At 59.2% G+C, this 12,279-nt stretch carries 12 protein-coding genes; 6 read left to right on the forward strand and 6 right to left on the reverse strand.

Features of this window, described 5'->3' with window-relative positions; all coding sequences use genetic code 11:
* Positions 1-14 precede the first annotated feature (14 nt).
* Positions 15-428, reverse strand: a complete 414-nt coding sequence (locus ACR0DB_RS08130) for a group III truncated hemoglobin (RefSeq protein ID WP_480550026.1) — start codon at positions 426-428, stop codon at positions 15-17.
* A 48-nt stretch (positions 429-476) separates the two neighbouring features.
* Entirely contained in the window at positions 477-3,395 is a 2,919-nt protein-coding gene (locus ACR0DB_RS08135) for an error-prone DNA polymerase (RefSeq protein ID WP_480550028.1), read from the reverse strand.
* Positions 3,396-3,505: 110 nt separating this feature from the next.
* Here ACR0DB_RS08135 and ACR0DB_RS08140 point away from each other — a divergent pair, with 110 nt between their 5' ends.
* On the forward strand, positions 3,506-3,970 hold the full coding sequence (locus ACR0DB_RS08140; protein WP_480550030.1) for a DUF1203 domain-containing protein: 465 nt from the start codon (positions 3,506-3,508) through the stop codon (positions 3,968-3,970).
* Here the strand turns inward: ACR0DB_RS08140 and ACR0DB_RS08145 are convergent.
* Positions 3,967-4,959, reverse strand: coding sequence for an ABC transporter ATP-binding protein (locus ACR0DB_RS08145; protein WP_480550520.1), 993 nt, complete (start codon positions 4,957-4,959; stop codon positions 3,967-3,969). The two genes, ACR0DB_RS08140 and ACR0DB_RS08145, sit on opposite strands and share 4 nt — an antisense overlap.
* A gap of 87 nt (positions 4,960-5,046) precedes the next feature.
* Between ACR0DB_RS08145 and ACR0DB_RS08150 the strand changes: the two genes are divergently transcribed.
* The 4 genes from ACR0DB_RS08150 (at position 5,047) to polA (ending at position 9,448) form a co-directional block, all read left to right on the forward strand.
* A complete protein-coding gene (locus tag ACR0DB_RS08150) occupies positions 5,047-5,220 on the forward strand; it encodes a zinc-finger domain-containing protein (RefSeq protein ID WP_170772979.1) in 174 nt (57 codons plus the stop codon).
* Between the two features lie 90 nt (positions 5,221-5,310).
* Positions 5,311-5,973, forward strand: a complete 663-nt coding sequence (locus tag ACR0DB_RS08155) for a YrbL family protein (protein WP_480550031.1) — start codon at positions 5,311-5,313, stop codon at positions 5,971-5,973.
* A 138-nt stretch (positions 5,974-6,111) separates the two neighbouring features.
* On the forward strand, positions 6,112-6,582 hold the full coding sequence (locus tag ACR0DB_RS08160; RefSeq protein WP_170772976.1) for a hypothetical protein: 471 nt from the start codon (positions 6,112-6,114) through the stop codon (positions 6,580-6,582).
* 70 nt (positions 6,583-6,652) lie between these two features.
* The gene (polA, locus tag ACR0DB_RS08165; RefSeq protein ID WP_480550034.1) at positions 6,653-9,448 is read left to right on the forward strand and encodes a DNA polymerase I; all 2,796 of its coding nucleotides are present in this window, start codon (positions 6,653-6,655) and stop codon (positions 9,446-9,448) included.
* A 43-nt stretch (positions 9,449-9,491) separates the two neighbouring features.
* Here polA and ACR0DB_RS08170 read toward each other — a convergent pair whose 3' ends face one another.
* Positions 9,492-9,722, reverse strand: a complete 231-nt coding sequence (locus tag ACR0DB_RS08170) for a DUF2798 domain-containing protein (protein ID WP_170789490.1) — start codon at positions 9,720-9,722, stop codon at positions 9,492-9,494.
* 60 nt (positions 9,723-9,782) lie between these two features.
* Positions 9,783-10,538: a hydroxypyruvate isomerase family protein gene (locus ACR0DB_RS08175; RefSeq protein ID WP_480550036.1), complete on the reverse strand. Its 756-nt coding sequence runs from the start codon at positions 10,536-10,538 to the stop codon at positions 9,783-9,785.
* Positions 10,539-10,710: 172 nt separating this feature from the next.
* Here ACR0DB_RS08175 and ACR0DB_RS08180 point away from each other — a divergent pair, with 172 nt between their 5' ends.
* Positions 10,711-11,652, forward strand: coding sequence for a DMT family transporter (locus ACR0DB_RS08180; RefSeq protein WP_237215817.1), 942 nt, complete (start codon positions 10,711-10,713; stop codon positions 11,650-11,652).
* On the opposite strand, the gene ACR0DB_RS08185 is transcribed toward ACR0DB_RS08180, so the two are convergent.
* Positions 11,649-12,227, reverse strand: coding sequence for a DUF1285 domain-containing protein (locus tag ACR0DB_RS08185; protein WP_170785275.1), 579 nt, complete (start codon positions 12,225-12,227; stop codon positions 11,649-11,651). The two genes, ACR0DB_RS08180 and ACR0DB_RS08185, sit on opposite strands and share 4 nt — an antisense overlap.
* Positions 12,228-12,279: the final 52 nt, after the last annotated feature.

Raw genomic sequence — 12,279 nt, forward strand, 5'->3', positions numbered from 1 at the left:
GCCATGCTCTGGGATCAACGCAGGATAGGAGGTGCGTCTTTGGGTTGGCGTGCAGATTGCACACCGGCCTTCATCCCCACGCCGATCCGGCGGGCCAGTGCGACCCACGGGATCGCGGTCTCGGGTGGCAGGGTCTGGGTGGCGACCTCTTCGAACAGGTCCAGCCAATTGGCGAACATCTCGGGCTGCACGTCGGGCCGTTCAATATGGACCCGCTGCGGATTCCCGTCATAGCTGCGCTCATACAAGATAGCGTTGCGCCAGAAGGCGGCGATCTTTTCCTCATGCGCGGGCCAGTCTTGGACATGTGTGTTGAAGACCGGTCCCAGCACCGCGTCCTCGCGTACGCGGGCGTAAAAGGCACGGACCTGCGCGTTGATTTGGTCCGGGGTCGCGGGAAAGCGCGGCGGCAGGGTGGGGCGGGTCATATTTGGTCCGTTTTCGACTCTGTTCCGGGCGGATACCCGGTTCAGACGTCACGCAACAGGTGTGGTTTTGTCGCGCGGCTCTGGCGTCAGCAGATGCCGTATCAGAGCCACCGGATGCGCCTTGAGGCTGAGGCGGGTGGCCACGTAATCTTCGACCACCTGCTCGCCCAGCGTCATCTGCGGCAGATAGGCTTCGGGCTCGTCCAGCGCCTCGCCTTCCAGGTCCTGCGAGAACAGGGGCAGGGGCTTGGCGGTGGCAATCGCTTTGGCCTGCCACAACGCCTCGCGCCTTGTCAGATCGCAGGCGGAGAAGGCATCGGCCTCAGCTAGCCGCTCGATCACCGAGGGACCAAGCCCGGCGCGTCGCCAGACGTCATCCACCTGATGGTAGCCATTGCCCCGCGCGGCGGTCAGCCAGCTGGCATCTTCCTCGCTCAGGCCTTTGATCTGACGGAACCCCAGCCGCAGGGCCAACCCGCCGTGACCGTCGGGTTCCATCACATTGTCCCAGAAGCTGGCATTGATGCAGACCGGGTACACCTGCACCCCATGTTCCCGCGCATCGCGCACGATCTGGGCAGGGGCATAGAACCCCATCGGCTGTGAATTCAGCAGGGCGCAGGCGAAAATACCGGGATGGTGGCATTTGATCCAGGCGCTGGCATAGACCAGCAGTGCAAAGCTGGCCGCGTGGCTTTCGGGGAAACCGTATGAGCCAAACCCTTCGATCTGTGAAAAGCAGCGCTCGGCAAATTCGTCATCATAGCCGTTGCGCTTCATGCCGCGCAGGAACAGCGCGCGGAATTCGCTGACATTGCCGTGTTTCTTGAAGGTTGCCAGCGATCGCCGTAGCCGGTCCGCCTGTTCCGGTGTAAAGCCTGCGCCGACAATGGCGATCTGCATCGCCTGTTCTTGAAACAGCGGCACGCCCAGCGTTTTACCCAGCACCTCGCCCAACGCGTCCGAGGGGAAGCTGACCTCCTCCTCGCCATTGCGGCGGCGGATATAGGGGTGGACCATGTCGCCCTGAATGGGGCCGGGGCGGATGATGGCGACCTCGATCACCAGATCATAGAAATTGCGCGGTCGCATGCGGGGCAGAAAGTTCATCTGAGCCCGCGATTCCACCTGAAACACGCCGACGCTGTCCGCCTTGCACAGCATGTCATACACCGCCGGATCCTCGGGCGGCAGGGTGGCGAGGCTATAGCCCGTCTGGTGGTGCTGGCTGATCAGATCGAACGCCTTGCGGATACAGGTCAGCATCCCGAGGCTGAGCACATCGACTTTTAGAATACCTAAGGAATCGATGTCATCCTTATCCCAGCAGATAACCGTACGATCCTCCATCGTGGCGTTTTCGATGGGGACAAGTTCGTCCAGCCGCCCTTCGGTGATGATGAACCCACCCACATGCTGAGACAGATGACGGGGGAAGCCGTCAATCTCGTAGACCAGCATTAGAGTCTGTTTTAGGCGTTTATCGTCGGGATCAAGGCCAATCTCGCGCATGCGTTCGGCTTCAAGACCTTTGGCCGAGAAGAATCCCCATAGCTGTGACGAGAGCGCCGAGATCGTATCCTCGGTCAACCCCATCGCTCGCCCCACCTCGCGGATGGCGCGTTTGCCGCGATAATGTACGACCGTGGCGCAGAGGCCCGCGCGTTCCCGGCCATAGCGGTCATAGATGTGCTGGATCACCTCTTCGCGGCGTTCATGTTCGAAATCGACATCGATATCGGGCGGCTCGTCCCGCGCCTCGGACACAAAGCGTTCAAAGACCATCGTGCCCAGTTCTGGACTGACCTCGGTGATGCCAAGGCAGTAGCAGACCACCGAATTGGCCGCCGAGCCGCGCCCCTGACACAGGATATCGCGGGATCGGGCGAAGGTGACGATGTCACGGACGGTCAGGAAATAGGGTTCATATTTCAGCTTGCCGATCAGGGTCAGTTCATGCGCCAGCATTTTCTTGGCCTTCTCGGACGCGCCCGCCGGATAACGCCAGTTCAACCCCTCATGGGCCAGACGGTGCAGGCGCTGGGTCGGGGTTTCCTGTTCGTCGCCCTCGCTTGGGTATTCATAGCGCAGCTCATCGAGCGAGAAGGTGAGGTCTTTACTAAGAGCATGAGCGCGGGCGACGGCCCCTTCGTGTCCTTTGAAGATGCGCAACATCTCAGATTCCGAGCGCAGGCGCAGTTCCCCATTGGCCAGCGCATCGCGGCCCAGATCATCGACCTTACGACGCAGGCGGATGGCGGTCAGTACATCACCCAGCTTGCGACGGGTACCATGGTGCATTATCGGCGCAGCGCTGGCGAGGGTGGGGAGGTTGAGTTGTTGTGATTCAGTCTCTAATACAGAGAAATACTCACTGTCTGCGCCATCATATCTGGGGTGCATCACCAGATGCATCCGCCCGGAAAAGCGGCGCGTCAGCTTTTGCGCCTGTGTCCGCCAAGCACTCGCGCCGCCCTGCGGCCGGGTCGCTTGTGGCCAGAGCAGCAGGTGCAGACCGTCGGAGAATTCCATCAGGTCGGACAGGTGCAGGATACAGTCGCCTTTCTCGGCGCGCAGGCGGCCTGCGGACAGGATACGGCACAGGTTGCCCCAGCCCTGCCGGTTCAGGGGCAGGGCGGTGACGGTGGGCGCGTCGGTGAAGATCAGCCGTGCCGCAGGGATCAGGCGTGGCACGGCGTGGATCGGGTAGGAGGGCGGTTTGGGAATGTGATCGGGGCAGGGCGGGCCGATGGGCGTGTTCTGCCCTTCCCATTCCACACGTTCGCGCACCTTTCGGGCGATCTCGCGCGCCTGGGTGTGGGCACGCACGATCCCGGCGACCGAGTTGTCATCGGCAATCGCGATGGCGGGCAGGCCAAGGGTGACGGCACGCTGCATATACTCCTCGGGGTGCGAGGCCCCGGTGAGAAAGGTGAAATTCGACGTGATTGACAGCTCGGCATACATGGCGATTCCATATTATATTCACCTTTTGTTCTTTTTCGAGTCCTTTGCGCAGGAAACGGGTCGATTGCAGTTTCCCCTCTGGGCAAGTTGGCAGAAAAAGGAGACCCGAGATGTTCAAGATCACTGCCCTTCCCACCCATCAAGTCCGCGCGCTTCAGGCCGGAGGGCCGGACGCATATGGCGCCTCACCCGAGCGCGCCGTTTCCAAAGGTGCGGGCAATCCCTGCCGACATTGCCTACAAAACATACCAGAAGGCCAAGAAATGCTGATATTGGCGCATCGCCCTTTTCCAGAGGCACAACCTTACGCGGAAACGGGTCCGATCTTTCTATGTGCCAGCCCGTGTAAGCGATATGAGGGCACGGAGCTGCCCGAGATTTTGACCACCTCTCCGGACTATCTGATCAAGGGGTATGGATTGGATGACCGGATCGTCTATGACACCGGGGCGATCGCCCCGACAGATCAGATTGGTGCGGCGGTAAAGGACATCTTTGCCCGTGCGGACATCGCCTATGTCCACGTGCGATCCGCCCGAAACAACTGCTATCAGGCGCGAATCGACCGGTCTTAAAGCTTGACCCGGTGCATCCCCCGGCGCGGCTGATCCAGATCATCCGCTGGGCCATCATCGGCACGGGATGAGGTCAGGGCGAGGAACACATCCTCGAGATCGGCCTCTTCGGTGCGCACGTCGCGGATGCGGATGCCTGCGGCGCGCACGGCCTCAAGCACCTGTTCAGCGCTGGTCTGGGCGCTGCGATATTGCAGGACAAGGCTGCCATCATCGCGCAAAGCGGCTTCGACACCATCAGTCGTGGGCAGATCCACGACCGGGCTGTCGGGAAGGATCACCATCGTCCGGCTGTCCATCCGACCCAGCAGGTTGGCGGTACTGTCCTGCGCTATCTTTTCGCCGTGGTTGATGATGGCGATCTCGTCACACATCTCTTGCGCTTCTTCCAGATAATGCGTGGTCAAGATGATCGTCATGCCCTGTTCGTTCAGCTTGCGTACATTGGTCCAGAGCATCTGGCGCAGTTCGATATCCACGCCTGCCGTGGGTTCATCCAGAACCAGAATCTTGGGGTGGTGCACCAGTGCCTTGGCCAGCAAAAGCCGTCGTCGCATGCCGCCCGATAGCGTGCGGGCATAGGCCTCGGCCTTGTCGCTGAGGCCCACAAGTTCGAGAATTTCATCGCTGCGACGCTGCGACTTGGGTACGCCATAAAGCCCGGCCTGCACCTCCAATGCGCCGCGCGGGGTGAAGAACGGGTCTAGGTTCAGCTCTTGCGGCATCACGCCAATGGCAGCGCGGGACTGACGGGGGTGTTGGTCCTGATCAAACCCCCAAATCGACACTGAACCCGCCGATTTCACCACCAGACCGGCCAGAATGTTGATCAGAGTCGATTTCCCGGCCCCGTTCGGCCCCAACAGCCCAAAGACCGAGCCGCGCGGGACGGTCAGATCGATGCCCTTCAGCGCGTGCTTTTCAGGCTGGCCCTTACCGCCACGATAGGTCTTGCGCAGCCCTTCGATCCTGATTGCCGCATCGCTCATGTGGCTCTTGCCCCCGGTTTGCTCATCGCTCATAAACGCACCTAAACCATGCCCGCGAGGCCGACAACCGAAGAAGGATCGCCAGCCGTGACCATCGAAGCGCCGGAAACCAAGATCGTCGAAACCTCTCGTGTTGCCTGCGACGGCGGCGAGGGTGCGCTGGGCCATCCGCGGGTCTGGCTGCAGATCCCCGAGGATACCGGCTGGGTTGAGTGCCCCTATTGCGATTGCAAATATGTGCTGGCGGATCAGGATCAGTAGGCCCGTCACAAAACTGTTACGCGTCCTATTTCCGCCCGAGTGAAGACTCTATATCCTGACGAAATAGCTTTATGATTCCAGGGCGCGAAGATGCTCTTTTCCGTGCAGGTCATGCACCTTTCAGACCGGGATATTGTGGCCAAGGGCGGCCACCGGAACGTTTATGCCTGCCCCAACCAGCCAGAGTTGCTGGTCAAAGTGACGCGTCCCAGAATCCGCCGCAACAGATCCATCATGAAACGCGCTGTGCGTCGTCTGCTGCCCGATTCAGCATTCCGAAACGCCTTGAAAGAGCTGGAGTGCGAGATGAAGGCGGCGCTGAAAAGTGGTCTGGACATTTCCAGACTGCCACTGGCGCGGTCCTTTGGTGTCGTGCAGACAGATGTCGGGCCCGGCGTCGTGGTCGAGAGGATCAGCACCGAAGATGGCGCATTAGCGCAGGACTTGCTGTCGATGTGCGCGCGGCAGGAGATGACGGCTGAGACATTGGATGATCTGAACATCTTTGTCCGAAAGCTTTTTGAGTTCCAAATTGTGGGTCGGGACATCCATGGGAAAAACATCGTCTATGGATTGCGTGACGACATAAGTATGTTCTTTCTGATCGATGGGTACGGGGAACGAAACCTTGTGCCGTTACGCTCGTTAAGTCGCAGGCTGAATGATCGGTCATTGAACAAGCAGATGCAGCACATTGCGCAGCAATCCGGGATGAACTGGGACAAGACGAACCGCGCCTTCAGTATCGCGTGATTTATCCTGAGCGGGTGTCTTGTGCATCTATGTTTTTTTAAACACAAATCGGCTTCAACTGCTCCAATAGTCATTTTTTCCCAAAACGCGCCCATATTTGCGTGATACGCTGTGCCGCATTCGTCTTAGGTGAGTGTGATGACTGAGATTACTCAAACGGACAGCGCAAGCCCGGTTTTTGGCTGGGTCGGATTCTGTTTCGCTGCTTTGGCGTTGTTCGCCGCCTTGTTTGTGTTTTGGGCGGGACCGTTTGCGCCTCAGCAATCTACAGGCGTCACGCTTGGCGAACTGGCGGCCGAGATCGGGAAATCGACCCTGCGTGCCGCTACGGGGGCAGAGCAACCCGAACCTGTGGCCCGAACCCGCGATCTGGATGATTTTTTGCAAATCGGTGTGGCGATGCTTGGCGGGCTGGCGATTGTTGTTTCGGTCATTGGCCTTCTGCGTCACGAAAGGCGTCGCCCGGCCATTGCCGGAATGGTTATCGGTGTTGGTGCCATTCTGTTTCAGTTTTTCGCCTTTGCGTTTTTTGCGTTCCTCGGTGTGCTGGTCATAATGGCCCTGGTGCATAGTTTTTCGGACTTTTTCAGCGGCCTCTTTGGGGGTTAGGGCACGTTCCTGACTGGTCACCCGTCTGCCCCTGTGGCAGAACGATCCCTGACCGACAGGGAGAGCGCGCATGAGCAATTTCGGAAAAGGGTGTCATCTGCATCTGATCGACGGATCAGCCTTTATTTTTCGGGCCTATCACGCGCTTCCCCCGCTGACGCGCAAATCCGATGGGCTGCCCATCGGCGCTGTATCGGGCTTCTGCAACATGCTGCAGAAATATGTCGAAGGGAACGCGGGACCGGATGCGCCGACCCACGTGGCGGTGATCTTTGACAAGGGCTCGCACACGTTCCGCAACGACCTCTATGACCTCTACAAGGCCAACCGCGAGGCCATGCCTGAGGATTTGCGTCCGCAGATGCCTCTGACCCGTGAAGCCACTCGCGCCTTCAACATCGCCTGCAAGGAGTTGGAGGGGTATGAGGCCGACGACATCATCGCCACATTGGCCGTTCAGGCGCGCGAGGCCGGGGGGCGGGTGACCATCGTTAGCTCGGACAAAGACCTGATGCAGCTGGTGGGCGGCGGCGTGGAAATGCTGGACGCCATGAAAAACAAGCGCATCGACCGCGACGGCGTGTTCGAGAAATTTGGCGTGGGTCCCGAACGGGTGGTCGATGTCCAGGCGCTTGCGGGGGATTCCGTAGATAACGTGCCCGGTGCGCCGGGGATTGGGGTGAAAACGGCGGCCCTGTTGATCAATGAATACGGCGATCTGGAAACCCTGTTGGATCGCGCCGAAGAAATCAAACAGCCCAAACGCCGCCAGACTCTGATCGAAAAGCGCGACCAGATCGAGTTGTCGAAGAAGCTGGTGCAGCTGGATGAACAGACGCCTCTGGACTTCACGCTGGACGATTTGGAAGTGCGCGATCCTGATCCAGAGACCCTGCTGGGGTTCCTCGCGGATATGGAGTTCCGCACCCTCACCAAGCGCATTGCCGACAAGCTGGGGGCCGAGGCTCCGGTGATCGCCGGCGCGCCCGCGCCCGAAGTGGCCTCTGAGGCCGAGGATATCCCCTTTGACGCCTCGAAATATGAATGCTTGCGGGATGCGGCGGCGTTGCAGGCGTGGATCGACCGGGCCTATGAAACCGGCTGGGTGGCCGTCGATACCGAAACCACCGGATTGAACGAAATGATCGCTGATCTGGTGGGTATTTCGCTGAGTGTTGAGGCGGGTTCGGCCTGTTACATCCCGCTGACTCACCGCGATGGGGCATCGGATGACTTGTTCGGCTCAGACGCGCTGGCCGAGGGGCAGATGCAGCTGGATGAGGCTCTAACTTTGCTCAAACCGATGCTTCAGGACGCCTCGATCCTGAAAATCGGCCAGAACATGAAATACGACGCCAAGATTTTCGCGCGTTATGGCGTAGAAGTGGCGCCGATCGACGACACGATGCTGATGTCTTATGCGATGCATGGTGGTGAGCACGGGCATGGGATGGATACGCTGTCCGAGCGTTACCTGAACCACACGCCCATTCCGATCAAACCGCTGCTGGGGTCCGGCAAATCCGCAATCACTTTCGACAAGGTGCCGATTGACGAGGCCACTGCCTATGCCGCTGAAGATGCGGATATCACGCTGCGCCTCTGGAAACTGTTCAAGCCACAACTGCATCATGTGCAGGTAACGACGGTGTATGAGACGCTGGAGCGGCCTCTGGTGCCGGTCCTCAAGGAAATGGAGATGCACGGCATCAAGGTGGACCGCGATGTCCTGAGCCGCATGTCCAACGCCTTCGCGCAAAAAATGGCCGGGTTAGAGGCTGAAATTCACGAATTGGCCGGTGAGAATTTCAATGTGGGATCGCCCGCGCAACTGGGTGAGATTCTGTTCGACAAGATGGGACTTGAGGGCGGTAAGAAGGGCAAGACCGGGAAGTATTCGACCGGGGCGGACATTCTGGAAGACCTCGCCACCGAACACGAACTGCCCCGCCGGGTGTTGGACTGGCGGCAGCTTTCCAAGCTGAAATCGACCTATACGGACGCGCTGCAAACCCATATCAACCCGGATTCAGGCCGGGTGCATACATCTTATTCGATCACGGGGGCGAATACCGGGCGTCTGGCCTCGACCGATCCGAACCTGCAGAACATCCCGGTGCGCACCGAAGAAGGGCGTCGCATTCGTGAGGCGTTTATTGCCGAGCCGGGCAATGTGATGGTTAGCCTCGACTATAGCCAGATTGAATTGCGGATACTGGCTCATATCGCTGACATTTCGACCCTGAAACAGGCGTTTTCGGATGGGTTGGACATTCACGCCATGACCGCCTCCGAGATGTTTGACGTGCCGCTGGATGAGATGACACCTGAAATCCGCCGCCAGGCTAAGGCGATCAATTTTGGTGTGATTTACGGGATTTCGGGCTTTGGTCTGGCGCGCAATCTGCGCATTCCTCGGTCCGAGGCGCAGGGGTTCATTGACCGCTATTTCGAACGCTTTCCGGGTATACGGACATATATGGACGACACCATCGCTTTTGCGAAAGAGAACGGATACGTGCAGACGCTGTTCGGCCGCAAAATCCATACGCCTGAGATCAATGCCAAGGGGCCGCATGCCGGGTTCTCGCGTCGGGCGGCGATAAACGCGCCGATTCAAGGCACGGCAGCAGATGTGATCCGGCGCGCGATGGTGCGGATGCCGGATGCGATCAACGGGCTGCCTGCCAAGATGCTATTGCAGGTGCATGACGAATTGCTGTTCGAAGTGGCTGAGGATGCAGTGGATCAAGTGATTCGTGTGGCGCGCGATGTGATGGAGGGGGCATCGGACCCCGCGGTGAAGCTGGACGTGAAGCTAAGCGTGGATGCAGGGCAAGGCGCGAATTGGGCCGAGGCGCACTAAGAAGCGCTGCTCATCAGGCCCGGCGGGCCCTCTTCGCAGCGGGTCAATCCTGCGTCTTGACCAGACGGTTCACCAACTGTTGTACGGTGGGTCCCAGGATAAAGATGACCGTAAAGGCGATGGGCCAGCAAAACCCCCAAGCAGACATCCAATCGCCGAATGTGGTAGGCCCAAATCCTATGGCCTTGACAGTGGCAATGCCTGTGACGATGCAGGACATCAGCCCCGACATGATCAGACAGAACACAATGCGCGAAAAGCGGGCAGGGATCATCACAGTTCCTTCAAGTCATTGTGGTGATGTCTGCGCGATTTTTTTTGAAAAGGCCAGATATCAGAACTCTACCCAGTCCAGACTGTTGAAAGTTTGCGCCGTTGAGGGGGTATATTCGGCACTGACCCAGCCGGAATAGCCCATTTCGTCAAAGGCCTCGAAAAGCGCAGCAAAGTCTGTTGGTCCGCGTCCGGGCTCGGACCGGTCTGGGGCGGCACCGATCTGAGCATGGGTGACAATGTGGTGAAAGCGGTGCCAGACGTCCAGCGCGTCACCGTGGATCATATGAGCGTGGAAGCTGTCATATTGCAGGCCGATATTGGGGCGGTCCACCAAGGCCAGAACTTCGGCAGCCAGATCATAATCGTTCAGGAAGTAGTTGGGTTGTGAGACAGGGTTCAGCGGCTCGATCGTAAAGTGCTGTTTGGGGGCGAAATCGGCGGCCCATTTCAGGTTCTCAACCATGGTTTTTAGTGCATCTGGTCCCGCGCAATACCCCGACATGATATGGATCAGCCCTGGTTTCAAAACATCGGCGTAGCGCATGACGCGGCGGATATCGGACTGAAACCGCGCTTCGCCACCTGGGACCGCAGCATAGCCTGGCTCGCCACCGGTGTAGTTGGGCGGAGGGGCGTTGATCAGCACCAGGTCCAGCCCGTTGGCCAGCAGGGCGCGGCGGGTTTCCTTGGCAGCCAGCTCATAGGGAAACAGGATCTCGACTGCCTGAAACCCGGCCTCCGCCGCGGCCTGAAACCGGTCGAGATAGGGCAGCTCGGTAAAGAGCAGCGAGATGTTGGCGGCGAATTTCGGCATAAGAGGTCCCACGTGATGCTGCCCGGACCTTAGCCTTGGGGCGATTTCAACGAAAGAGACTGAAAACGACAGTTTGTCGAAAACCGGCCAGAACCATCGGCTCGAATCAGCCAGCCTTCAGCCATCACGGTGGATCATTTTCGGCCACCGTTCCAACAGAAGGTCTGACACCATGGCGATGAGCCCTGACCCCGTGCGCGGGAACACTCTTTCTGTGTCTGCGGGGCGCCGCTCGGCTGTATCCGGCAATGGCCTGGCAGTGGCGTCCATGCTGACATGGGCAGCCGGGTTTCCTGCGGCCGAGGTTTTGCTGCAAACTTGGCCTCCGATTACGTTGCTGGTGGCGCGGTTGGCGTTGGCAGTGCTGGTGATGGTGCCGGTCTGGGTGTTGATGGATGGGCCCGCGCGGGTGTTACGCGCGCGTTGGGGGCACGCGATGTTTGTCGGCGCTGCGTTGGGATCTGGGATGTTCCTGATCATTCTGGCGCAAAAGCTGACTGACCCGGTGACGGTTGCGATCATTGCGTCCGGCGCGCCCTTGTTTGCAACTCTGCTGGAACTGGCGACAGGCACGCGGCGCTTGCGGTGGAATTTTGCGCTGGGCGTGGTCGTGTCAATCATCGGCGGGTTGATTGCAACCAGCGCGCTGGCCCCGGCGCAATTGGGTTTGGGTGCGGCCTGCGCCATTGCGTCCACGGCCCTGTTTTGCTGGGCCAGTATGGCGACGGCGCGGGATTTCCCGGCGCTCAGCCAGACAGGGCGCAGCACGATCACTTTTGTCGGCGGGCTGGTAACGGCCTCGGTTCTGTTTTTCTGCGCCGCGCAAATGGGTGTCAGCGTTGCACCGACAGCGCCGGTCGATATGCAACAGATGGGCATGCTTGTGATGTATGCGCTGATCTCAATGGGGCTAAGTCAGGTCTTTTTCATCGCATCCGTTGGCAAAATCGGCGTGGCGCTGGCCGCATTCCACATCAACATTGCGCCGTTTTACGTGATGTTGATCATGCTGGTTCTGGGTGAGGACTGGAACTGGACCCGCGCGCTGGGCGCGGGGATCGTGGCAATCGCCGTGCTGTTGGCGCAGGACCGTCGCGTGGCGCGTCGGGTCTAATCCGGCAACTCCTCGGACCGGATCAGGGGAAAAAACTGCCCACCCGACCAGACACCGAACCAGCCGTCGCTATGTTCGGCGATATCGACCAACCGGTAGAAGCTTTTGCGGTCGATCCGCGCCTCGAGATTTGCGCGGATCAGGATGTAGGGCGCGGGTTCCTCGGATTCGGGGTCGATGACAATGCGGATTGGATGGTCGGGCCCTGCGACGGCTTCATCCCCCACATGGGTGGTGAAACATAGCGTCTGCGCCGTGCCCTTGCCCGTCGCATCGAAATCGACCGCCACGAAAGGTGCGTCCTCGACAGTGATTCCCACCTTCTCGACCGGGGTAACGAGGTAATATTTCCCGTCTTCCTTTTTAAGAATTGAGGAAAATAGCTTCACAAGCTCGAACCGGTTGATCGGCGACCCTAGATAAGTCCAAGAGCCATCTTTGGCGATATGGATGTCCAGATCGCCACAAAACGGAGGATTCCACAGATGAACCGGGGGTAGGCCCTTGGTTTTGGCGGCATTGACTGATGCCGCAATGCCATCAGGGGAAGGTGTCACAGGTTTTTGTCCGCTCATTACTTTTGCCATTTCCTTTTCGCGCGATACACTTCAACCATATTAGTCCACG

The sequence above is a fragment of the Ruegeria sp. AB6 genome (assembly GCF_056542685.1).

Coding starts and splice junctions, on each gene's coding strand:
- ACR0DB_RS08130 (WP_480550026.1), bottom strand. CDS start 428: ATGACCCGCCCCACCCTGCCGCCGCGCTTTCCCGCGACCCCGGACCAA.
- ACR0DB_RS08135 (WP_480550028.1), bottom strand. CDS start 3,395: ATGTATGCCGAGCTGTCAATCACGTCGAATTTCACCTTTCTCACCGGG.
- ACR0DB_RS08140 (WP_480550030.1), top strand. CDS start 3,506: ATGTTCAAGATCACTGCCCTTCCCACCCATCAAGTCCGCGCGCTTCAG.
- ACR0DB_RS08145 (WP_480550520.1), bottom strand. CDS start 4,959: ATGAGCGATGCGGCAATCAGGATCGAAGGGCTGCGCAAGACCTATCGT.
- ACR0DB_RS08155 (WP_480550031.1), top strand. CDS start 5,311: ATGCTCTTTTCCGTGCAGGTCATGCACCTTTCAGACCGGGATATTGTG.
- ACR0DB_RS08160 (WP_170772976.1), top strand. CDS start 6,112: ATGACTGAGATTACTCAAACGGACAGCGCAAGCCCGGTTTTTGGCTGG.
- polA (WP_480550034.1), top strand. CDS start 6,653: ATGAGCAATTTCGGAAAAGGGTGTCATCTGCATCTGATCGACGGATCA.
- ACR0DB_RS08170 (WP_170789490.1), bottom strand. CDS start 9,722: ATGATCCCTGCCCGCTTTTCGCGCATTGTGTTCTGTCTGATCATGTCG.
- ACR0DB_RS08175 (WP_480550036.1), bottom strand. CDS start 10,538: ATGCCGAAATTCGCCGCCAACATCTCGCTGCTCTTTACCGAGCTGCCC.
- ACR0DB_RS08180 (WP_237215817.1), top strand. CDS start 10,711: ATGGCGATGAGCCCTGACCCCGTGCGCGGGAACACTCTTTCTGTGTCT.
- ACR0DB_RS08185 (WP_170785275.1), bottom strand. CDS start 12,227: ATGAGCGGACAAAAACCTGTGACACCTTCCCCTGATGGCATTGCGGCA.